Source organism: Streptomyces sp. NBC_00631 (assembly GCF_045206895.1).
Lineage (GTDB): Bacteria > Actinomycetota > Actinomycetes > Streptomycetales > Streptomycetaceae > Streptomyces.
Window position 1 is genome coordinate 11,055,280 of record NZ_CP107734.1, and the last position, 21,558, is coordinate 11,076,837.

Genomic DNA, 21,558 nt, shown 5'->3' on the forward strand with positions numbered 1-21,558 from the left:
CAGGCGGCTTGGACCGGCTGGTCAGTGGTGGCGTGCTGTCGTTGCCGAGCCGGTGCCGTCTGCGGCCCGTTGTGGGGGTTGGGGGTTATGCCTCGATAGTGACGGTGGCGTTTCCGGTGGCGATGGGCGGGGTGCCGATCCGGATGCCGACGCGTACCGCGCCGGTCGGCGCGTCGGATTCGACCTCCATCTCGGGGTAGAAGACGGTCCACTTGCCGCCGTCCAGGTCGAGGGCTGCGCCGGGCAGGGTCAGGGTGCGGTTGCCGTTGGAGCGCTGCCCGGTCAGTTCGGTCTCGGCTGTGGCTCCTTCACGCCAGGTCATCACCCGGTTCTCGGTGAACCACAGGCCCTCGGGAGCGGTGAAGACGATGTCCGCAGACCCGAGGCGGGTACGTCCGGTGTTGGTGAGGGTGAACACGGCGGGGTAGGCCCATTGCTGGCCGGGCCGGACCCGTGCCTGGTCGAGTTTGCTCTGGACGATGCGGAGGGTGGGTTCGGCCGCGGTGCCGGTGACCTTGGCCAGGATCTGGACGGGGGAGCGGCGGCCGATGCTGGCCGAGCCGTCGCTGGTGAGCCCGGGGGCGGCGTCGGGCTGGGCGCGCAGGCCGAGGCTGTAGATGAGGGTGCCGGCGTCGGTGTCGGTGGTGTTGAGGTGCGGGTTGTCGCGGATGACCAGGGTGCGGCCCAAGTCGTAGAGCTCGTGGTCGAGTTCGCCGGTGATGGCGCCCTGGACGGTGTCGGGGTAGGTGTAGGTGGGCCGGCCGGTGAAGACGAAGCCGGTGGGTGCGGTGAAGCGCTGGGTGATGATGCCGGGGTTGACGGGCTGGCCGACGGGTGAGACGTAGCGCAGCAGCAAGCGGGCACCCTGGCCGGGAGCGGTTTCGGGGATGTTCTCCTGGTAAATGGTCAGGGCCCGTTCGTCGGCGACTGGTTCGGGGACGACGACGGTGACGGGCAGGGTGAAGCTGTTGTCCTTGAGGTTGAGGTCGCCGCCGTACTGGATCTCCAGGGTGGACTCGTATGTACCCGGTTTGGCGGTGTCGAGGGCGCGGACGCGGAACACGCCGTCCAGGGTGCCTTTGCCTGGGGCCAGGTCGGTGCCGGGGAAAGTGCGGGTCAGGCGCCGTCCGTTGTTCTCCCGGGCGCTTTCCAGGCCGTCGGCCAGGGTGAGGACGACGGTGATGTGTTCTCCGCTGGCGATGGCGGGGCCGCGGTTGTGGATGCGGGCGCCGAGGTCGAACTCCTGGCGGCGGGGGACCATGACGGGCAGGACGAGCTCGCCGTACAGGTCGGCGATGGGCGGGGGTGGCGGGGTGATCGTGGCTGCTGCGAACACCTTGCGCACGCGCTGGTTGGAGCCGTCGGCGATGTACAGGTCGCCGGAGGGGGCCACGGCCACGCCGTAGGGGTAGTAGAGCTGCTGGCCCACCGCCGGTCCGCCGTCGGCGATGTACCCGGCGACGCCGGTTCCGGCGACGGTGGTGATGGTCCCGCCAGGTGTCACCTTGCGGACGCGGTGGTTGTGGCCGTCGCTGATGTAGAGGTTGCCTGCCGCGTCCACTGCCACGCTGGCGGGGTAGTGCAACGATGTAGCGACGGCGGGGCCGCCGTCGGCGACGTACCCGGCGGTTCCGTTGCCGGCGACGGTGGTGATGACGCCGTTGGGTGTCACCTTGCGGACCCGGTGGTTGTAGCGGTCGCCGATGTAGAGGTTCCCGTCGCCGTCTACCGCCACCCCCCAGGGGTGGTAGAGCTTGGTGGCGACGGCGGGGCCGCCGTCGGAGACGAACCCGTTCTGGCCGTTGCCGGCGACGGTGGTGATGATCCCGTCGGGTGTCACCTTGCGGACCCGGTGGTTGTTCTGGTCGGCGATGTAGAGGATTCCCGACCGGTCCACCGCCACTCCGAGCGGGTAGTGGAGTTTGGTGGCGACGGCGGGGCCGCCGTCGGAGACGAACCCGGCCTGGCCGTTGCCGGCGACGGTGGTGATGATCCCGCCGGGTGTCACCTTGCGGACCCGGTGGTTGCTGTGGTCGGCGATGTAGAGGTTGCCGGCCCCGTCCACCGCGACCGCGTAGGGGTTGTTGAGACTGGTGGCGACGGCCGGGCCGCCGTCGGAGACGAACCCGGCCTGGCCGTTGCCCGCCACCGTGGTGATGATCCCGCCAGGTGTCACCTTCCGGACCCGGTGGTTGCTGGCGTCGGCGATGTAGAGGTTGCCGGCCCCGTCCACGGCTGTGCCGTAGGGGTTGTAGAGCTTGGTGCCGACGGCCGGGCCGCCGTCCACGACGAATCCTGCTTCGCCGTTTCCGGCTGCGGTGATGATCGTTCCGTCGGGGAAAGCCGCCGGAGCGGACGTGGTGGTCATCGTTGTTCCTCCTGGGGGGGGTGCGGGGCGCGTCCCGGGCCGCTGTTTCGGCACGGTTAGGTGCGTCCCGGGCCTTTATGACCGCGTTCGGCTGTGTGCGACGCGGAGTGGGAAGGGGACGCCGGTGCATGCGGCGCCCGCAGCGGCGGCCGGGGAAGTGGGGGTTACGTGATCTCCAGCCGGGCGCCGGGCGTGTGTTGCTTTCCGGGCGGCCGGAAGGCCAGCCGCTCGGACGCGAAGGGGACCGGCATGCCGGGCAGGGCCGTCCCGGCCCGGCGGCGTGGGAGCAGCTTGCACACGGACACTCCGGCCATGAGCAGGGTGGTGGCCGCCACCACGGTGGCGAAAGTGTCGAAGCCGGAACGCCGCCGGGAGGCGAGCGCGGACGCTCCGCCGGCTCCCAGCGCACCGGCCAAGGGCACGCCTGCGTACACGGATCTCCCGCCTCATCTCCCGTCCGTCAACCTCATCCACCACGGTCGGCGGGGCGGCTATCGAGGACGGCGCTGCGGGCAGCGCAGGTTTCGTCAGGTCGCGCACCAGCGCTCCTCACGCCGGCGGACCATGTCCCACAGGGAACGGACGTACACGGCGTGCTGGAACAGGTCGTAGACCAGCTCGATGGCGAGCGTGCCCGCCAGCATTTGGGCCCGGTAGCCCGCGCCGCGGGCGGTGACGACCTTCTCCGCGACGAAGACCAGGCCGACCGCGACCCAGAACGGGGAGAACTCGGGACGGCCGCGGGCCAGCATCCAGCCGGTGAAGAACAGATACAGCGCCAGGGCCAGCACCGACAGCCCCATCAGGGCCTGGCGCACCATGTACGGGGCGGTGACCCGCGTCCAGCCGTAGTCCCGCAGGTTCTCCAGCGCCCCGCGCTGCCAGCGCATCCGCTGATGCCACAGCTTCGGCACCGTGGTCATCACCTCGGTCACCACCCGGCAGCCCGCAGGCGACACGGTGCGATACCCGATCGTGCGCACCGCCTTGGTGATCTCGTCGTCCTCGGTCAGCGAGGCCAGCGAGTAGTACGAGACGCCGCCGCCGATGACACCGTCCAGGCGCGCCTGCCTGATCTTTCGCAGGGTCGACACCCGGAACAAGGTCGCGGTTCCGGTGAGCACATCGGCCCGGTAACCACGCCGGGCGATCTCCCGGGCATAGCGCTGGAACTCGATCCGCTGCAGAACACCGAGCAGCCCGCCGCCCCGCTCGCCGTAGAAGATCCCGCCGACCGCTCCCACATCCTGGGCTATCGCCTCGAGGGCACTGGCGATGAACGACGAGGCGAGCGTGGTGTCCGCGTCCTGGACCAGGACGAGATCGTGATCGGCCAGGCCGTCGAAGAGCCGGTCCAGGGCCTGGTTGAGGGCCCCGGCCTTCTTATGGCGGTTGCCCACGGACTCCACCACCTGTGCCCCGGCCCGCCGTGCAAGGTCCGCGGTCAGATCGGTGCAGTTGTCGGCGACCACCACGATCCGGTCGGGCGCCCGGCTCTGCGCCCGCAGAGCGGCGATGGCCGCACCGACCCGGCCGGCCTCGTTGTGCGCGGGGATCAGCGCGACAATCCGCACCGCCGCCATACCGCTGGGAGATGGCCGCACGCGGGCAGGATCGTTGCGTCTTCGCATAACCGTGCTCCTGACTGCGCGCACGCGTCACCGAACGCACAAAGGGACTACAGGGGACGCGGCCTGCATGGACGTGCCAGCCCCCTTGCTCCTGCGCTGCCCGGGCAGCGCGCGGCAGGAGGCCGCAGCCACAGCGGCCATGGGCCGCCTTCAAGGGGTGGTGTCCAGCGAACCGCCGGGCAAAAGTTCACCCGGCATATGCAGGCCTTCCACCAGGAGCGCGGCTCGCAGGACCCGTCACCCGACCGGGGCTGGGCCTGCTGGAGCACAGAACCGGCACGTTTTACGCTCCGGCGCACTACCCAGGCAGGTACGCGCCCCGCCACCTGGGTCACTTTGGCCAAGGTCGTCGAACGCGTCGACGACTACCTGGACACGGCCCTGCCCGCCCCCACCGCCGCCCTCAAGGTGTCCTTTCAGGACCACCAGGCCCAGCTCGCCCAGGCCATGAAACAGGAAGCCGCCCGCGCCGACCTCGCCCAGGCCATCTCCACCGCCCGCCAGAAGATCACCCTGCTGCGCCGCGGCTGACCGAAGGTCACCTGCGGGTGGTACACCGCCGCCCGCCCCGAACCATTTCCTCAGCGGCACCGGATCCATCGCCACGGCCAGCACACGCCGGCCGGATCCGGTGCCGTGCCGCTGGCCCGAACCCCCCGGTCCGCCCGTGGTACCGGAGCCTGCCGGCGACCCGGTGGACGCGACCGGTCAGGTCGTCGGCCCGGACGGTTCACCGCGCAGCAGGTCTGGGCGGGTGTCGGCCAGGGCGAAGGCCCGCTGGAGGCCGGCCACGAGGACGTCGTCGATGCGGTAGTGCCGTGCTCGTTCGTCCCGCTGGAGGAGCGGGCCGGCGCCATCCGGGCCGACGCGGCGCTGCGCCGCCTTAACGCTGGTCAGGGTGCCGCCGATCTTCGACGGCGGGATCGGGTTCGTCGGGCGATCGGCGAAGTGGTGCTGCACGTCCTCGTAGGAGGCGGTGCCGCCCAGCTCGGTGATCCGGCGCAGGACCGCCCGGGCCCCGGGCACCAGAGAGGCGATCATGTGGAACAGCAGCTGGTCCGTCCAGCCGTCGACGAGGTCGTTGTCGGCGAGGTCCTGCGGGCCGGGGCGCGGCTCTGCGTCCGGCGCGTCCGGCCAGGCGGCAGGGACGCCCGGGCGCAGCCCGAACGCGGCCTGGACGGCGGCTATCGCCTGCTCGTAGGTGTCCGTCTCGGTGTCGATCGTCAGCCGCACCCGCGCTCCTCCCGTGACCGTTGCCCCATGATCCCCCGTCGACCGCCATCCTCTGTCCACAGAAGAGCCGGCGGACACCTCCGCTCGCGCGGAGCCGACAACCCGAACCGCACCGACGGCCAGGGCGGCTACGGGGCACCTCCGCTCGCGCGGAGCCCATGGCCATCAGATGGTGGGCGGTGATGGCGGCCTGCGGGACACCTCCGCTCGCGCGGAGCCGACCCAGCGGTCCACCATCTGACGGCCGGCGTGGTCGGAACACCTCCGCTCGCGCGGAGCTGACCTGAGCCAGAACAACGAGACGCTGACCTCGACCGGGGCACCTCCGCTCGCGCGGAGCCGACACCCGACTGTGGACAACCCGGGCTCTGACGGGCGGGACACCTCCGCTCGCGCGGAGCCGACGTTGTCCGTTTCTCGAATTGGTCGACGGGTTACGGGACACCTCCGCTCGCGCGGAGCCGACTCGCGACAGACCGTGCGCACGGCTATCGGCAACGGGACACCTCCGCTCGCGCGGAGCCGACGCGTTCACCGAGCCCGCCCCCTGGACCCAGAACGGGACACCTCCGCTCGCGCGGAGCCGACCGTCCACGCGGCGAGCGTGCTGCGGATCAGGTCGGGACACCTCCGCTCGCGCGGAGCCGACTCCTTGCGCAGCCGGTTCCGCTCCCCGATCAGCGGGACACCTCCGCTCGTGCGGAGGTGTCACGATGCAGCGCCGCGCCCTGCAGCACGAGCGCCGGTCCGCTCCGCGCCCGCGGAGGTGTCCCGAACGTGGACGCGTGGGACAAGTCCATGGCGAAGTCCGCTCTGCGCCCGCGGAGGTGTCCCGAACAGGGCCTCCACCTGGATCACCACGGATCCGTCCGCTCCGCGCCCGCGGAGGTGTCCCGGACGCCGGCGAGATAGCGTGCGCCGGCCTCGCGTCCGCTCCGCGCCCGCGGAGGTGTCCTGGAGACGCACGAGCTGCGCCGCTGGCTCGGGCTGTCCGCTCCGCGCCTGCGGAGGTGTCCCGAAGGCGTGGGTGGCAGGCGGCGGCGATTTGAAGTCCGCTCTGCAGAGGTGTCCCGTACGGAGCCGGGTCGAAGCAGGCACTCTAGGCGTCCGCTCCGCGCACCGCGGCGTACGCCTCCCGCTTTGTCTGCCTCCGGGGAATGGCCGGCCGTCTGCCTGTGTTGTGGAGGGTGTGGTTGTGGAGGGGACAGTGTCCCCGGGCCTCACCTATTGCCTATGAGGACGATCGTTCGGCTGATGCCTCATGGAGCCTTTCGCCGCGTAGGCGACCGCCCTTCACAACCACCCGCACGTCGACGGCCCGCCCTGGATCTTTACGGGGTGAGCCGTCTGAGTGCGCTCTAGGTCCAGCGCATGCCGAGTTGGTCGAGTTCGGCGCGGCGCTGTTCGCTGAGTTTGGCGGCGCGGCGGCGGGTGTTGTCGAGGAACGCCCCGAGCTTGTGCTCGACGCCGTTGACGGCTTCCATGTGCTTGCGGGGCACGGACAGGTGGCCTTCGCGGGCGTGGAACTTGCGGGCGGCGGCGAGGTTTGCGGCCCACCGTGCGTCCTGCGTCCGCGACGCCCCCGGCACCGGCTCACCTTCCGCCGGAGGCTCGATCCCGACCGACTCCAGGAGCCACTGCTGTGCGGGCATGAGCTTGTCCCACACAGTCCGCTGCCCTGCGATCCAGGCGCCCAGGTCTTCGCCCTGGACGATGAGTTCACCGGGTCCGGCCGGGAGCGTGCCGCCTGCCTTCCGGTGGGCGAGGGTGAGCCGGTAGGAGCGCTGCCAGCCGATGTCCCATGCCGTCGGGCACCACCCGGGGTCGAGGTCAGCGAGAGTCTCCACACGGGCCTCTGACAGTTCTCCGGCGTAGGGGACGGTTTCCCCGGCCGCGCGCCGTTCGGCGTTCTCCGCCGTCTTCCTGGCCGCTGCACGCTGGTTCTTCAGCCACACCCCGATGGGGAAGCTGTCCCCGCCGAACACGGCTCCGGTGGGCGGGAGAAGGTGGCCGTGGGCGTCGGTGTAGGCGCGGGCGACGGTGAGTCCGGCCTCCCACGCGGACGCCTGCACCGACCACAGCATCCCGAGCGCCTCGAGCTCGGTCACCCGTGCGGCTTCCAGGGTCCCGGCCGCGTAGTACTTTCGTTGATCCGCGATCCACACCCCCAGCGGATGATTTCCGGCCGCGCCCCACTCCTCGGGCGACACCCACGTGTAGGGCACGCGCAGCTCGGTGCTGCCGGTCTCGCGCAGCCACCGGGTGGCCACCTCGATCGCGCGCCGCCAGTACGCGGCTTCGGGGTCGATCACCCGCAGCCTGACAAACTGCGCGAGGGCAGCGGGATCGCGTTCCTCGCTGAACCTGAGCACCCCGGCCGCCGCCGCACCCACCCGCGCGACCTCCTCCAGGACGCCGTCCTCCTGATCCTCGCGGTCGTCGTCCGTGTCCGCTACTGGGCGGGCGTTGCGCACGCGGGGGTCGGCGAGCGCTTCGATGGTGTCCGTGTCGTGGGCTCTCAGCGCTCCGAGGATCTTGGCTAGGCTGCCGTAGGCGCTGGAAGTCAGCAGCTCGTTCGGGTCCTCGTCCGCGCCGAGGAAGACCGGGACGATCAGCGTGGCCAGCTTCCCGACGCCGGGCCGCATGCGCAGGGCGCGCCCGACCATCTGCACGATGTCGACCATTGAGCCGCGGGCGTCGGCGAACAGGATTGCGTCGCAATCGGTGTCGACGCCCTCACCCAGCACCCGCACCGACGACAGCACCCGAAGCTCGGCCCGTACGTCCGTGCCGTCCGGGCCGGGGCCTGCGAGGTAGTCGGAAGCGAACTCCTCCAAGACCAAGTGGCGGTGCGCGGGTGCGTGCTCGCCGTACAGCCATGCCGACCACACCTGCCCGGCGGGCGGGAACGTCTCGGGGTTGTCCTCGGCGAGCCGGGCCGCCGTCGCGGGGACGGCGGCCGCCATGGCTTCCGCCTCGCCGACCCTGCTGTGGAAGGACAGTACCCGCCTGAACCGCTCCTCGACGGCCGCCCGCATGAGGCCCGTCTGCACTGCCGCGAGCCGGGCCCCGCGGACCGCGTCGGAGCCGGTCGCCTCGGTGGTGAGGGCGGCGTAGAGGTCGGGGTCGCGGATGTCCAGGCACAGCACCTGGTACGGCGCCACCAGGCCCATCCGGATCGCCTCACTGAGCTTTAGCTTGTAGGCGACCGGTCCGAACACCTCGGAGTCGTCGTCCATGGACGCGACCAGCCGCGGCCGCTCCCCCTCCGCCTCCCAGATCCGCGCCGTCGCCGTCATGTACAGCCGCCGTACGGCGGGGACTTGGGTCTGGTCGTGCACGGCCGCCCACGGCTTGAGACCGTCACCACTTACGCGATGGGCTTCGTCCACGACCATCAGGTCCCACACCCTCAACCCGGCGGCGTGAGCCCGCTGGAGCGTGCCCATGCCCACCGACGCGTACGTCGCGAACACCGTCACGGTCTCGGGGCCGGCCGTCCACGCGATCAGTTCGTCCGGGTCCGTCGTGCACGGCAGACCCTGACTGTCCGCGCCCCGCAGCGAGCAGACGCCGATCATTGCGCCGTGACGGCCGCCCGCCCGCCACGCGGCCGCCATCTGCAACAGCAGGTCCAGCGTCGGGACCAGGACCAGCACCCGCCGTGCGGACAGGCGGTCGGCGGCTGCCACACCGATCAGCGTCTTGCCGGACCCGGTTGCGGCGATGACCTGGGTACGCAGACCCTCGGGCGGGATCCCTGCACCGGGCTGCTCCGAGAGATGGCGCAGCACCGCACCGACTGCCTCGACTTGATGCGGGCGAAGCGTGACGGCCACGATGGGCGTCCTCCTGGTCTGGTGAGCTCTGGTGACTGGGTGGGCGGCCGTGCGCTGGGACGTGGACGGCCGCCCTGCTATGTGCAGGGTGCGGCGCCGTGCTGGGTGCCCGTGGATGTCGTGAAGCGCCCGCCCTCGGTCCTGCGCGCTCCATGCCGACCGCGCCCGGGGCGCGCCTCGTGCGCCGCACGGACCTGCGCCGCCAGATACAACGACTGACCGCTCCGGCCGGGCTCCCGTGCCACAGCGGCGATGCCCCACCGCGACAGCTGCCTGCGGGCCGAACCAGTCGCCGATTCCCCCGTGAACCCCAGGTAGTCGGCCACCACGGAGACGGTCCACAACTCCTCTGACGCGGGCGCAGAGAGGGCGGGGGGAGGGTCCGTGGTCATCAGCACGCGCCCTTCGGGGAACTGGGGAAAGACGTCTTACAGACACCATAATGCCTCACAGCGAGTTATTATGGCGATGCTTTCGGAAGAGCCGCCGGACTTTCCCCTCCGCCTGTTGCCGTACAGGACGCAAAGCGGCCCCCACAGCGCCACACGGGCGATCAAGGAAGGAAGTCCCGATGGACCGGGACACGAACAACACCGCCGGCCGCGCCGCGATCGACGCTCTGCTCGCCGGAGTCCGGGAGGAAGTCCCGCTGCTGCGCCCGGAACTCCGGCGCCAACTGCGCGAAGACGTCGGCCTGTCGCGGGCTCAGGTGGCCCGCGCGGTCGGCGTGAGCGCGTCGACGCTCAGCGGCTGGGAAGCCGGCCGTGACCCGAGCGGCGAGGCCCGCGAGCGGTACGCGTACTTCCTGGAGCAGGCACAGGCCAAGCTCGACACCCGCACGGCCACTGCCGCCTCCAGCCCGGCCGCGACCACCGGGACCACCACCGACGACGGCGACCAGGACCTCGGCGACGACGGTGACCTGCTCGCCGCGCCCCAGCCCTGTGTGCTGTGTGGGCAGCTGGCCCGCCACCAGGTCGCCGGGTTCCCGCAGCACCTGGACCCCGCCGAGTGCACCACCACGGCTTCGGCCCCGCAGCCGGAACCCGCACCCGCGCCGACGGCCGCTCCGGCTGCCGGCGCACGTGATCGGGGCTGCGCCGCGTCGGCACGGCCTGGCTCGCGCGGGGTGAGGGTCGTTGCGGCCGGCCGCCGGGTACGGCCCGCCGACGCCCCCGACCCGCTGGCCGGGCGGATCTCCTCGGCGGTTGAGGCCGCGCTCGGCGAGTACGGCGGGGACGTCACGGGCGCGACGGCGGCGCTGGTGAAGCGGGCGATCCCGGACGCGATGGCGCTCCTGGACCAGGCGCGCAAGGGCGGCCGGTACGATGTCGTCGCGCACCCGTGGCTGCCGGACGTGTTGCGCAAGCAGAGTGCGCGCGGCGCCGACCAGGTCTGGGAGGCCCGCCCTAAATGGACCCGGCCCGAACTCCCGGCCGGCGTCCACGAGGTGACCGCGCTGGACATCAACGGCGCTTACCTGTCCGCGCTCAAGACGTACCTGCCGCTCGGGCAGCTGGAGCACTCCGAGGGCGACCAGCACGACCGGCGCCGGGCCGGTGTCCACCTGATCACCCCGCCCGACTGGGACCACGACGCCTACCTGCCCAACCCGATCGGCAGCCGGGACGAACCGGGCCCGCTGTGGGTGACCGAGCCGACCCTGCGCCTGCTGCTGCGGGTCTCGGGACCGAAGTACGGCCTGTGCGACCCTCCCGTGATCCACGAGTCGTGGACGTCCGGGGCCACCGAGGGGCTGCTGGAGAAGTTCCGGATCACCCTGAAAGACGCCCGGGACCAGGCGATCGCCGACGGCGACGACGTGACGCTGGAGTACGTCAAGGCCATGTACTCCAAGTTCGTCTCCACCATGGGCGAGTCGAACTACAACCGCGAGCTCTACCGCACCGACTGGATGCACCTCATCCGCAGCCAGGCGTTCGCGAACCTGTGGTGGAAGGCCCACCGCGCCTACGACGAAGGCCTCATGGTCGTCCGCGCCATGGGCACCGACGAACTCCACGTGGCCGGCGACTGGCAAGCTGTCTTCCCCGAAGGGCGCGGCGTGACCGAGGTCAAGGTCAAGGACGTCTACACCGTCGGCGACGCCGGCATCCCGACCCCGGAAGAGGCCTGACATGCCCGAGCGCAACCTCGACTTCGGCAAGTTCGGTGCGCGCGGCATCAAGGGCCATGAAGCCGTCGCCCGCCAGCTCGACGCGCTCGCCGGCTACGTCGCGACCCCGATCACCGCCCGGCGCGGCCTGCTCGCCCGCCTGCACTACCTCACCCGCACCGACCACGCCCGCGCCGCCGCCCGCCAGGCCGGCCTCACCGCAACGCCCCGCACGATCCGGGCCTGGCTCGCCGGCACCCGCTCCCCGTCCCGCGCGAACCTCGCCGCGATCGAGCAGGCCTACCGCGCCGTCCGGCGGGAGAACGTCGCCCGCTACCTGCTCGCCCGCCTCAACCGGGAGGGGCGCGGCACCCGTGTGGAGTTCCACCCGCTCAACCAGTCACAGGTCTCCCGCCCGCACCAGCGGCCTGTGGAGTTCCGGACGCTGAACGTGCGGCACTGGGACCGGATCGTCGCTGCATGGGCCGCCGACGATGACGAAGCGCTGGACACCGCGTGGGTTGACGATGCGGTGGTCGACCTCGGCTCCCAGTGGGGCCAGTACGAGTTCGTCACCAACATCGGATTCGCCGCATGACAGCGTGCTGCGCACCGGTGCCCGACCAGCGAAGTCGCCGACTTGGAAAAGATCTTGGGCCAAGGTGACGGAAACCGTGCTGCTGCTCCGTCATCCCTTACAAGCCAGGGTTTTCCGCCCCGGCCCATCGGACTCGGTGCCTTCTCTGGGACACGGGGGCCGAGCCGGTCGTACCGAGAAGGGGGCCGTCGATGAAGATCGGCGACCACTTCGACGACCCGCAGGAGGACGGAGAGCCCTCAACGTCTCCGTTCACCAGCGAGTCCCCAGACCCGGAAGCCACGCCGGGCCTGAACTCTGGACGAGAGATAGCCACTCGCGCCACAGAGGCGATATCCCCGGAAGCCTGTGCCGACTTCGTTAAATACTGCGAAGAACACACGGCAAGTTTCATCAGGGTCGCTCACCGGATCACTGGCAACCTCTGGGATGCGCAGGATGCGGTCCAGGACATATTCCTTAAGTTCTGGAAAAATTGGCCCGCTCCGGAATTCAGGATTCGCATTTTGAACAACCGGGGCTATGCGTACAGATCCATCGCTAATGCGGCGATCGACACGATCCGAAGCGGAAAGTCCCGGCAAGAACGAGAAGAAGAAGATGCCAGGAAAGTAATCGTCGGGATCGACGAATACTCACGCGTCGAGGACGATGACAGCTTTAACAGGATGCTCGATGTCCTGCGAACCTTGAATCCGACTTGGCGTCTGGTTATCCACCTGCGCTACGCGCAGGAACTCAAGATCGCAGAGGTAGCAGCAGTCCTCCGTATCTCGGAGGCAACTGCACGCCGCTACGAGAAAAGGGCCCTCAAGGCTCTTGAGGAAGCCTACAAGAGGAACTAAGAGAAGGGAGGAAGCCATAGTGAACATCGCAGAAAAGCTCACCTTGGCGCTCAACTCCCGATCTTCCTCAGGCGACCGACCCGACCCCGAGCAATTCCTTGATGAACTCTTCTCAAAGATAGGGATTGCTCGGGGCACGGCAGCCTGCGGTGTAGCAAGGGCAGTTAGCTGCCCGCAGCCAGCCGGGGCCGAGGAAGACAACCAGGAGGCATGGCTCGTTCCCCCGAAACCGGAGGACCTCCTGGAAGAGCTGCGGGGCCTTCTCCCCACAGCTGCATCGGAAGAAGAGCAGGAGAAGGGGAAGGGAGGTGTCCTAAGGAGGATCGCGGAGATCGTTGAGCAGGTCGACGACGAAATAGCAGCATTCGCGTGGTGGCTCCACGCGGCAGACGCTGGCGACGAAGTGGCCGTCGAGATTGTCGATGAACTTGCCCTCGATCCATCTGCTGAACGACCCAGCGTTCTGCAGAGCATCCACCAGCTTCAGAGCTCAATACGCTGAAAATCTCAGCGCGCCAGTCCGACTTGTGGCGCCGCTAAAGCCACAAGTCTCGATAGTGGAAAGATGATAGTGATCAATCAACGCTGCCTAAGGAGACCTAGTTACTCCAATCAGGTAGTGAACCGATTGTTCGGGGGTACGTCGATCCCTGATCCCGGCTACAGGGGGCGTGGCCTTCTAGGGGGAAGGCCCGAACTAGCCAGCAATCACGTTTAGGGATCGACGTAACGCAGAGGGCTCGGACACCACGAGGGGTGGTGTCCGAGCCCTTCATAATTCTTGACTCGATTGAAATATTTTAACCCGTGGCTCCGTCCTCATAATGAGACCGAGGAGGAGCCTCATGAACCATCCGGCAAATGCTTCACCGCGAGAAAAGAGGCAGCTTCGATGACCCTGCTTCTTATCGTCGCTCTCGCACTCGCGGGCGCGGGCGTATATATCGCCTACCGAAATCCGCGACTGGGAGCAGCCATTCTAGTAGGGCTCGGCATCCTTACGGCGCTCTATCTTGTCTGGGAGAAAGACCCGAGCGTCTTTCAGACAAGCGTGCCCCCGGTACCGACCCCGGCCGAGGCACCGCCCGCCGGCCAGCCACAGATTCCGACCCCCATCACATCCTCAACTCCCACACGGGCGACCACTGGTTAGGTGTGCTGCAACATCGCCACCGAGAACTGGTTCTGTCCGCCGAGCCGCACTACCAGCACCCACACACCAGATCCTCCGGTTGTTGTGAAGGGCCTCCAGGCGGCCGAGCAGGGTGCCCGCGTAGACACCCTCGGGCTGGTAGTGGGGTTTGACCGTGCCGTGCATGGCCACCGCCCACTCGGGGAACGTCCAGTCCGCGCCGCCGCCCGCGCGGCCGGCCTCACCGTCACTGACCGGACCGGACCGGACCGGACCGTCCAGGCCTGGCTCGCCGGCACCCGTCGCGCGCAAGCCTCACAGCGATCGAGCAGGCCTACCGCACGGTCCGGCGCGAGAACGTCGCCCGCTACCTGCTCGCCCGCCTCAACCGCGAGGGGCGAGGCACCCGCGTGGAGTTCCACCCGCTCAACCAGTCACAGGTGGACCGCCCGCGCCAGCGTCCCGTGGAGTTCCGGACCCTGAACGTGCGACGGTGGGACCGGATCGTCGCCGCGTGGGTCGCTGGCCGAGCAGGAGCTGGACGACGCGTGGATCGACCAGGTCGTCGACCTCGGTTCCCAGTGGGGCTAGTACGAGTACGTCACCAAGATCGGGTTCGCCGCATGACGGCGCCTTTACAGCGGGCCCATCACCCCACAGGATGGGAACTTCTGTTCTATCGATGGGGTGATGGGAGCCGCACGGAAGCCGGATGGTTGGATGCCGGTACCGGTCGTGAGCCGTCTCGTTGGGCACGACAAGCCGCAGCGGTTCGGGCGGACAGGTCCGGTTCGAGGGGATGGAGGGCCGGCCGTGGGTGATCGCAGTTCGATCGAGTGGACCGAGGCGACGTGGAACCCGACCACAGGATGTGACCGCGTTTCCGAAGGCTGCGACAACTGCTACGCGTTGACGCTTGCGAAACGGCTGAAAGCGATGGGCTCGCCGAAGTACCAGGCTGACGGCGACCCGCGGACGTCCGGGCTCGGTTTCGGGCTGACGGTGCATCCAGACGCGCTGGCGGTGCCGTACGGGTGGAAGAGCCCGCGCACCGTGTTCGTGAACTCGATGAGCGACCTGTTTCACGCCCGGGTGCCGCTCGACTATGTGCGCCGCGTCTTCGACGTGATCGCGGATACCCCGCAGCACACCTACCAGGTCCTGACCAAACGGGCGCGGCGCCTGCGGCAGGTTGCCGACCGGCTGGAGTGGCCGGAGAACCTGTGGATGGGCGTCTCGGTGGAGAGCGCGAAGGAACTGCCGCGCGTGGACGACCTGCGGCAGGTGCCGGCGAAGGTGAAATTCCTGTCGTGTGAGCCGCTGCTGGGTCCCTTGGATGGCCTGGAACTGACCGGCATCGACTGGGTCATCGCGGGAGGCGAATCCGGGCCGGGGCATCGGCCGCTGGACGAAGCATGGGTGACCCAGATCCGTGACACCTGCCAGCGTGCGCAGGTGGCGTTCTTCTTCAAGCAGTGGGGCGGCCGCACACCGAAGGCCGGCGGCCGCGAGCTCGACGGCCGTACCTGGGACCAGATGCCGCTGCCAGTTGCCGTGTGAGCGGTCCGGGCACAGCGATGCCCGGACCGGCCCGTCATGCGGCGGCACTCCTGGGATGGACCGTGATCTCCCGGGTCCTCTTCACACCCGCACCGTCGCTCGGCGTCTTGCCCTGCTTGTGCAGGCGCTGTACAGCTTGGCGCGCCGCCGGCTCGGTCACCTGCCCGTAGAAGTCCCCGAAGATCTCCAACGTGTGGTCCACAAGCTTCACCGGTTGCCGGCTGCGCAGCAGAACCTTCTCCAGGTTGTCCGCGATCTTGGGAATCGCCCCCAGCGCGATCTCCTTCGGGTCCGGGCGCATGGGCCACAGCGCCAGCTTCCCCTCGCTCTCCTCGCGCGCATCCAGCGTCTTCCACCATTCGTCCCGCGCCCGGGCGACCGAATCGCCGAACACCCACAGGCCGTACTGACTGCGCGTGGCGAAGACCAGCCGATAGACAGCGCGTTTGTGCGCATCGTGGGAGACCGGTACCGACTGCACGAACATGCCGGTGCGCTGGGCAAGCAGACGGGAGTACTCGGCCGCCACAGCCTCGATGGCGTCCTCAGCAGCACCCTCTTTCGCGGTGGGGGCAGCGGCTTCGGCGAAGTACTCACGCCACCAGGGGCCGCCACACACGTCGTCAAAGCGCTGCAACGACCTCTCGTTGCCGTTGGGGGAGCGGACGTGACCACCCAGGCGCCACACAGCCATCATGCTGAAGTTCATCAGCAGCTCGGTCGGCGGCTTCTTCTGCGGCCGCTGCCGTGCCAGCACATCCACGAGCCGGCGCTGAGGCAGAACCAGCCCGCACGGGTCCAGGAAGAGGAACAGCGGCGCGCGCGCAGCCCGCTGAACCACGCTGTCGAGAACTGTGTCAACCTCGCCGCGGCTGGCATGGGCCACCACCTTGCTGGCCTGGTAGTGCTCGACAACCTGGTTCAACCGCTCGAACGACTTCTGCTGGGCCTCCGTAAAGAAGCACTCCATGGTGATTCCGTGCCGGGCACGGAAGTAGGAGGCCACCCGCAGGGCGATCTCCGCCGAGGCAGGCTCGCCGTTCTCGTAGCGGCCCTCACCCGCGTACCCGTCCAGATAGACCACACGCTTGTCCTGCGACTGAGACCCCGTCATGCCGCCGAACTGAGGCAAATAGCGCTTCAGTAACTCGTGCTTGAACACGCTCGGCAGAGCCTTGTCTTTCCAGTAATCCCCACCCGTTCCGCTGGACATAGAGCCCCCACTCCACCACGGCTCAACTAACCGTTTTTAATGCATGGTCAGCCACCCACCCGAACCCGACAAGAGGTTCATCACGCCACCCGCCCCCCAGCAGCAGCGGCTACGCCGGAAAAGATCACGCAGCCCCTGCCCCCGGTTCCCGACGTAGCCCGTTCGAGTGAGCGCCTACCTCAGTGCCCGAAGCCGGCGCAGATGGCAACAGCCCATCCCCGCTCCACCTGCGCAGCGGTACCGTGAGAGCACACGCCCGTACCGTGCCTGGAGGCTCTGATGACCGACCAGCCGGCTCCCGCCGACGGAGTCGTCCGGCAGCGGCTGGAGCCCGCGGCCGCCGACGCCGTCCGCGCGTACGCGGCTCAGACCCGCGAACGCGCGGACCAGTTCGCCGCCGTCCTGGAGGACATCGCCGAGAACGGCCTGCCCGCGGTCGAGGACTGCACCCCGTGGGAAGAGCTGCGCGAGGCGCACCTTGCCCGGCTCGCCGCGCAGCGGCCGGCCGTCGCCTGATGCCTCAAGGACACGGACCCCGCCGCGCCCGGATCGCCTTCTCCGACGCCGCCGCCAAGCAGCTGGAGAACATCACCAGCGAGGCGGACATCCACGCCCTGGACCGCGCCCTAGTCGTCATCTCCGTCGACCCCGACGCCGGCCAGCCGCTCCCCGGCGACACCACCGGCCCCCAGCTGCGCCAGTACACCGACGATGTCGAAGCCGTCCGAATCCTGTACTTCGTCACCGCCCTGCGCACCGTGGTCGTCGTCGCCTACATAGAGGTCTGATCCACGCTGCTGCTCGGCGGCGCCACCGAAGTCATCTCCGACGACTGGCCCCCTATACCGGAAACCACACCGGCACTCTCCCACGCGGTCCCGGAGCGAATAGTGTCCGGCATACGGCGATGAAGAACCCCACCGGCACGTCGAGGACCTTCGCCAGGTGCGGTACCAGGTCGGGGCGCGGGCGGGCGGCTCCCGTCTCGTACTGGCCGACCGCCGCCGGGGGCACAAGGTGGTCGGCGACGTCTTTCCCCTGCCGGATGCGGTTCATGCCGCCTGTCGACCCGCCCAGCAGCTTGCCGGATATAGGCAGCTGGCAGCTGGTGTTTTCTTCGGCTGCTTCTCTCAAGGCCACGTGTCCGTGACATCCGCTTGGCGAACTTCACTACTTCCGACTTCGGTGAAGGCCACTCTGTAAAGAGAATGCGACATGTCAAGTTCACCCCATGCGTTAGCAACCAGGTGCGAAGTCTGCCACTCATGCCCGATGGGCCAGCAGAAATAGTTTATGCGCATACCGTAGATCTCTTGAACTGCGTTTCCCTGCACCCATACACAGTGAAGTGATCGGTTGTGTTTAGTGGGGTCTCGAAGTTGCAGAGCCCACGGGGTCTTTTTCCGGTAAGGCGAAGTGGACCAATCTGACGTTACGTATACTTTGGGTGCCAGCAAGAGGAGTGCCCCGTAGTCCCAAGGTGAATCAATGCACGCCATGTCACGGTCTCCTGCTGCACTCCACGGCGTGGACCAGCAGGGATCCCGGATGTAGTTATCTGGGGTACCACAGCGCCAAGCGTTGAGATCGCCGCTTCCGTGGGAGTCTGAAGTACATGTGGCCCCACTAATGCTCTCAGTTACTTTGAAGGGAGGAACTAGTCCTCCCTCCTCATCAAAAAGGCGGATGTAATGAACTTGTGTTGACCGTTGAGGCTTTGTGGCGGAACACGTCACAGCGACTTGCTGAGCTACCACCCCAACGATCGCCACAATGATGACTCCCAGCAGCTTCTTGATGTGGCCAGTCACCCATTGGGAAAGCTGCGACCAGTGCTTTTTATGAGTTGGGGGTTCAGGGGCATTTGGTGTCGGCACGCTAGATCATTACCATCTTCAGCATGAACGGCTGCCGTCACGCAGAAACATCACCTGCCCGGCACGCCGATGCCTGGACCTGCTGCTGAAGCCACTAAGGGCTGTCCCACATTGAGGGGGCGGCGAGCGGCTGGCTCGGCCGGGACGTAAACCGCACGGGCGAGTGGCTATCTGTGGTGCTCAGGCCGGGCCGCCAGGACCGGCGCACTGCGTCGCCCGCTGCTGAAGCGCATTCCTCTCGCGAGCACCACGTTCCTCGGCCCTGGGCAAGCATTGGCGGCCCATCCGTGCAACCGCTCCTTGTTGGCTTGGTCCCGCGGGGCGAGAGCACCGTGATGTTGGCTTGGTCCCGCGGGGCAAGAGCACCGTGATTTGCGCGTACCTCGTCGCCACGGCCTGCCGCGGGGCTATCTCACACTCTGGGGGTCACCGTCACCAGCGTGAGATGAATGCGGTGGCCGCCATGAGGCCGGTATGGGTTCGTTCTTCAGGTTCCATGACTTCTCACGGTCGCAACCGTGAGAGTCGGTGTCGGCAGCCGACGGCTGCCGACACCACATCCTCAGAACCCGAAAGGGCAGGCGTTCACAGCTCGAAGAGGACCGGCTGCGAGCGCATCGGCTCACAAGTGGTCAGGCGATGATGGGGGGGATGTGGAAGCCTGGCCCTGTCCCTGGCCCTGTCCCCGTCCATGGGCTGTTTGTCCCTGTCCATGGCCAGTCGAGGAACGGCGGCGCGATCATGTTTGCTTCGACGCCAGGGGCCGCATTTGGGGCACCTACAGCGGCGGCTTCGGTGCGGTCGATGGGCGGCGCCTGCTGCGGCATATTGAGTGCGGCGGCTGGTCGGCGCCTTGCCTCGGCACGCGTAGTCTGATACATCATGATCATACTCCTTTCGTTTTGCCGTCGTGCCCGATGAAAAATGGGCGTGTGGTCTCTTGTGGTGCTCAGCTCGGGGAGCCGGGCCGCCAGGACCGGCGTCGCCCCGTCACCGACCGCTGAGGCGCAGTTCTCTCGCGATCACCGTGTTCTTCACGCCCCGCGCAAGCCATCGGCGGCCACAGCATGCGCACCCGCTCCCTCGATGCCTCGCCTTGCGGGGTGAGACCACCGGCCTGAGCATGCCGTTTGGCTACGGCTTACCGCGAGGATCTCTTCCGCCGCCGTTGGTGCCGGCAGCCGCCGGGCCGCCGGCACCACGTTCCTCAGAGGCCGAGCCAGCCCAGAACGTCACCGACGGCGCCAGATCCAGGGATTGCGTGCGACAGGTCGTCCACGAGGCCGCCGAAAAACGACCCGAGGCCGTCGGCTTGGACGCCACCGGCAGGGGCAGCGCCTGCGGTGCCGGCTGCGGAGCGGTAGACGGGTGGCGCCTGCACGGGCATGGACAGGCCGGCCGGCCTGCGTTCCGTTTCCTGGTTGAAACGAGTGTCCACCACGTTCATCTCCTTTCTGATCATTCAGGAGCCCGCCAATGGAGGATTGTGCGGGAGGCACCTGCATCCCCGTGAACGATGGGGACTCCGATGCGGCCACCAGCCTCCGCCGGGCCCGTAGTGGAGATGTTCCCTGCAGCGTTCGAGGAGCGTCACGGCCGCGTCACCGCAGCATGCCGGCCAGGTGTTAGGCGGACAGCAAGCCTTGCAGGAGGCTGGTCATCTGCGGCGAGGGGCTCACACGGAGTTCCCGCAAGAGGAAGTCGGAGTAGTGCTGATAGCGCCGTACGGCGCTCGCTACGTTGCCCTCCGCCAGATGGATCTCGATCACGATCCGGTGGGCGGTCTCCCGGAGGGGGTCGATGGCGATGGCCGCAAGCGCAGCCTGGAGGGCAGGAAGGTATTGCTCTGCCGCCAGCAATCGCTGGGCCAAGCCTTCGAGGGCGTAGAGGCGCAGCTGGTTCCAGCGTTCACGGTCCAGATCCAGCCACTCGTCGTTCCAGTCGGGCAGTAGTTCCCGCGTGAGGTCGTCGATGAGCGCTTCGGCGTCGCGGGGCGGGCCCAGGCCATCGACGATCTTCCGTGCGTCTGCGCCGACCGTGTGCAGATCGACGCGGACTAGGGGCGAAAGCCGCAATCGTTGCCCAAGGCAGTCAACGAGGGGGACACAGCCGGTGCGTCTTCCCTGGCATAGAGCTGAGCGCAGATTGGCGGCGGCCCGGTGGCAGGGGTAGTCGGGCCACATCTGCTGTGCCGCGGCACCTCGATGGATGCCGTCGCTCTGCAGCCCCAGGAATGCCAGCAAACGCTGAGCTCCGACAGGCAGACGCACCCTGTGACCAGAGCAGACGAGCTCAAAGTCGCCCAGCAGTTCGAGGGATACTTCGTTCGAAGTTTCGTTCAGCAACACATCCTCACTGTGCAACTGGCATGTGCCACACGCATCCGGGTGTAGCCACCTCTTTCCCGTCAGCCGCAGGTCCGCGGCCGTGTCCTCAAGCCCTCTGAGGCGTTCCGCGATCGTTGTCCGGCCTGCGTCAAGAACACATGAATGATGCGCGGGCAACGATCGCGGAACGCCTCTTGCACCGTCCGGACAACGCACGCCGCACAGGGCTGGCGGATGCTCACGGACAGAACAAGGCAAGCGAGTGGGAGTTGGGATGGAAGCCCGGTCCGTACTTCGAGGTCTGGAAGCCCCTCAGGAGGAGCTCCTTGGCAGCACCGAAGTGTGCGTTGCCATTCTCGACGGGCCAGTGGAGCTGTCCCACCCCTGCTTCGAGGGCGCCGACCTGACGAGAATCGACACACTGGTGACCCAGGCTCCCGGAGCCGGGCCGATGTCTCTGCACGGCACCCTCGTCACCAGTCTGATCTTCGGACAGCCTGGAACGGGCGTGACCGGCATCGCCCCACGCTGCCGGGGACTGCTGTTGCCGGTGTTCCGGGACGGGGACGAGGCCCGGGTCCCCCAACTGGATCTGGCCCGGGCCATCGAGCGCGCCGTCCAGGAGGGCGCCCACATCATCAACGTCAGCGGCGGTGAGCGCGTTCCAGACGGGCAGCCGGACGAACTGCTGGGACGAGCCCTGCGACTATGTGCCGAGCAAGGGGTCCTCGTCGTCGCGGCCGCCGGCAACGACGGATGCGACTGCCTGCAAGTGCCCGCTGCAGTGCCAAGCGTGCTCGCGGTTGGGGCAACCGGATC

17 protein-coding genes and 1 pseudogene are annotated in these 21,558 nt (G+C 68.3%); 10 read left to right on the forward strand and 8 right to left on the reverse strand.

Annotated elements, in window-relative coordinates; genetic code table 11:
* Positions 1-85 precede the first annotated feature (85 nt).
* The 3 genes from OHB00_RS49995 to OHB00_RS50005 all read right to left on the reverse strand — a co-directional run bounded on the left by OHB00_RS49995 (position 86) and on the right by OHB00_RS50005 (position 3,951).
* Complete coding sequence (locus OHB00_RS49995; RefSeq protein WP_406429997.1) at positions 86-2,368, reverse strand: NHL repeat-containing protein; 2,283 nt, start codon at positions 2,366-2,368, stop codon at positions 86-88.
* A 164-nt stretch (positions 2,369-2,532) separates the two neighbouring features.
* Positions 2,533-2,802: a hypothetical protein gene (locus OHB00_RS50000; RefSeq protein ID WP_406429995.1), complete on the reverse strand. Its 270-nt coding sequence runs from the start codon at positions 2,800-2,802 to the stop codon at positions 2,533-2,535.
* A gap of 93 nt (positions 2,803-2,895) precedes the next feature.
* A complete protein-coding gene (locus tag OHB00_RS50005) occupies positions 2,896-3,951 on the reverse strand; it encodes a glycosyltransferase family 2 protein (protein WP_406445536.1) in 1,056 nt (351 codons plus the stop codon).
* Positions 3,952-4,335: 384 nt separating this feature from the next.
* Between OHB00_RS50005 and OHB00_RS50010 the strand changes: the two genes are divergently transcribed.
* Positions 4,336-4,530 carry a hypothetical protein gene (locus OHB00_RS50010; protein WP_406429993.1) on the forward strand — a complete coding sequence of 65 codons (195 nt, stop codon included), beginning with the start codon at positions 4,336-4,338 and terminating at the stop codon, positions 4,528-4,530.
* Positions 4,531-4,707: 177 nt separating this feature from the next.
* Here the strand turns inward: OHB00_RS50010 and OHB00_RS50015 are convergent, their stop codons facing one another.
* Together OHB00_RS50015 and OHB00_RS50020 are read right to left on the reverse strand one after the other, a co-directional pair.
* Positions 4,708-5,232 (reverse strand): hypothetical protein, encoded by a 525-nt coding sequence (locus OHB00_RS50015; RefSeq protein WP_406429991.1) that lies wholly within the window; start codon positions 5,230-5,232, stop codon positions 4,708-4,710.
* A gap of 1,358 nt (positions 5,233-6,590) precedes the next feature.
* Positions 6,591-9,071, reverse strand: coding sequence for a Helicase associated domain protein (locus OHB00_RS50020; protein ID WP_406429989.1), 2,481 nt, complete (start codon positions 9,069-9,071; stop codon positions 6,591-6,593).
* 571 nt (positions 9,072-9,642) lie between these two features.
* Between OHB00_RS50020 and OHB00_RS50025 the strand changes: the two genes are divergently transcribed.
* The 6 genes and pseudogenes from OHB00_RS50025 (at position 9,643) to OHB00_RS50050 (ending at position 15,322) form a co-directional block, all read left to right on the forward strand.
* Positions 9,643-11,208, forward strand: coding sequence for a helix-turn-helix domain-containing protein (locus OHB00_RS50025; protein WP_406429987.1), 1,566 nt, complete (start codon positions 9,643-9,645; stop codon positions 11,206-11,208).
* Position 11,209: 1 nt separating this feature from the next.
* Positions 11,210-11,785, forward strand: a complete 576-nt coding sequence (locus OHB00_RS50030; RefSeq protein ID WP_406429985.1) for a transcriptional regulator — start codon at positions 11,210-11,212, stop codon at positions 11,783-11,785.
* A 191-nt stretch (positions 11,786-11,976) separates the two neighbouring features.
* Complete coding sequence (locus tag OHB00_RS50035; protein ID WP_406429983.1) at positions 11,977-12,630, forward strand: RNA polymerase sigma factor; 654 nt, start codon at positions 11,977-11,979, stop codon at positions 12,628-12,630.
* 19 nt (positions 12,631-12,649) lie between these two features.
* Complete coding sequence (locus tag OHB00_RS50040) at positions 12,650-13,132, forward strand: hypothetical protein (RefSeq protein WP_406429981.1); 483 nt, start codon at positions 12,650-12,652, stop codon at positions 13,130-13,132.
* A gap of 846 nt (positions 13,133-13,978) precedes the next feature.
* Positions 13,979-14,353 (forward strand): annotated as a pseudogene (locus tag OHB00_RS50045) (transcriptional regulator); the annotation flags it as partial.
* Positions 14,354-14,575: 222 nt separating this feature from the next.
* The gene (locus OHB00_RS50050) at positions 14,576-15,322 is read left to right on the forward strand and encodes a DUF5131 family protein (RefSeq protein WP_406429979.1); all 747 of its coding nucleotides are present in this window, start codon (positions 14,576-14,578) and stop codon (positions 15,320-15,322) included.
* Between the two features lie 34 nt (positions 15,323-15,356).
* On the opposite strand, the gene tcmP is transcribed toward OHB00_RS50050, so the two are convergent.
* Positions 15,357-16,535 carry a three-Cys-motif partner protein TcmP gene (gene tcmP, locus OHB00_RS50055; RefSeq protein WP_406429977.1) on the reverse strand — a complete coding sequence of 393 codons (1,179 nt, stop codon included), beginning with the start codon at positions 16,533-16,535 and terminating at the stop codon, positions 15,357-15,359.
* Positions 16,536-16,814: 279 nt separating this feature from the next.
* On the opposite strand from tcmP, the gene OHB00_RS50060 reads away from it, so the two are divergent.
* Both OHB00_RS50060 and OHB00_RS50065 read left to right on the forward strand, forming a co-directional pair.
* Positions 16,815-17,051: a hypothetical protein gene (locus OHB00_RS50060; RefSeq protein WP_406429975.1), complete on the forward strand. Its 237-nt coding sequence runs from the start codon at positions 16,815-16,817 to the stop codon at positions 17,049-17,051.
* Positions 17,051-17,323, forward strand: coding sequence for a hypothetical protein (locus tag OHB00_RS50065; RefSeq protein ID WP_406429973.1), 273 nt, complete (start codon positions 17,051-17,053; stop codon positions 17,321-17,323). Before OHB00_RS50060 ends, OHB00_RS50065 begins: the two co-directional genes overlap by 1 nt.
* Positions 17,324-19,619: 2,296 nt before the next feature.
* On the opposite strand, the gene OHB00_RS50070 is transcribed toward OHB00_RS50065, so the two are convergent.
* A complete protein-coding gene (locus OHB00_RS50070; RefSeq protein ID WP_406429971.1) occupies positions 19,620-19,859 on the reverse strand; it encodes a hypothetical protein in 240 nt (79 codons plus the stop codon).
* A 178-nt stretch (positions 19,860-20,037) separates the two neighbouring features.
* Entirely contained in the window at positions 20,038-20,760 is a 723-nt protein-coding gene (locus OHB00_RS50075) for a BTAD domain-containing putative transcriptional regulator (RefSeq protein WP_406429969.1), read from the reverse strand.
* Positions 20,761-21,013: 253 nt separating this feature from the next.
* On the opposite strand from OHB00_RS50075, the gene OHB00_RS50080 reads away from it, so the two are divergent.
* The coding region (locus OHB00_RS50080; RefSeq protein WP_406445534.1) for a S8 family serine peptidase at positions 21,014-21,558 on the forward strand (545 nt) is incomplete at its 3' end.

Coding starts and splice junctions, on each gene's coding strand:
- OHB00_RS50065 (WP_406429973.1), top strand. CDS start 17,051: ATGCCTCAAGGACACGGACCCCGCCGCGCCCGGATCGCCTTCTCCGAC.
- OHB00_RS50060 (WP_406429975.1), top strand. CDS start 16,815: ATGACCGACCAGCCGGCTCCCGCCGACGGAGTCGTCCGGCAGCGGCTG.
- OHB00_RS50070 (WP_406429971.1), bottom strand. CDS start 19,859: ATGAACGTGGTGGACACTCGTTTCAACCAGGAAACGGAACGCAGGCCG.
- OHB00_RS50025 (WP_406429987.1), top strand. CDS start 9,643: ATGGACCGGGACACGAACAACACCGCCGGCCGCGCCGCGATCGACGCT.
- OHB00_RS50030 (WP_406429985.1), top strand. CDS start 11,210: ATGCCCGAGCGCAACCTCGACTTCGGCAAGTTCGGTGCGCGCGGCATC.
- OHB00_RS50005 (WP_406445536.1), bottom strand. CDS start 3,951: ATGGCGGCGGTGCGGATTGTCGCGCTGATCCCCGCGCACAACGAGGCC.
- OHB00_RS50035 (WP_406429983.1), top strand. CDS start 11,977: ATGAAGATCGGCGACCACTTCGACGACCCGCAGGAGGACGGAGAGCCC.
- tcmP (WP_406429977.1), bottom strand. CDS start 16,535: ATGTCCAGCGGAACGGGTGGGGATTACTGGAAAGACAAGGCTCTGCCG.
- OHB00_RS49995 (WP_406429997.1), bottom strand. CDS start 2,368: ATGACCACCACGTCCGCTCCGGCGGCTTTCCCCGACGGAACGATCATC.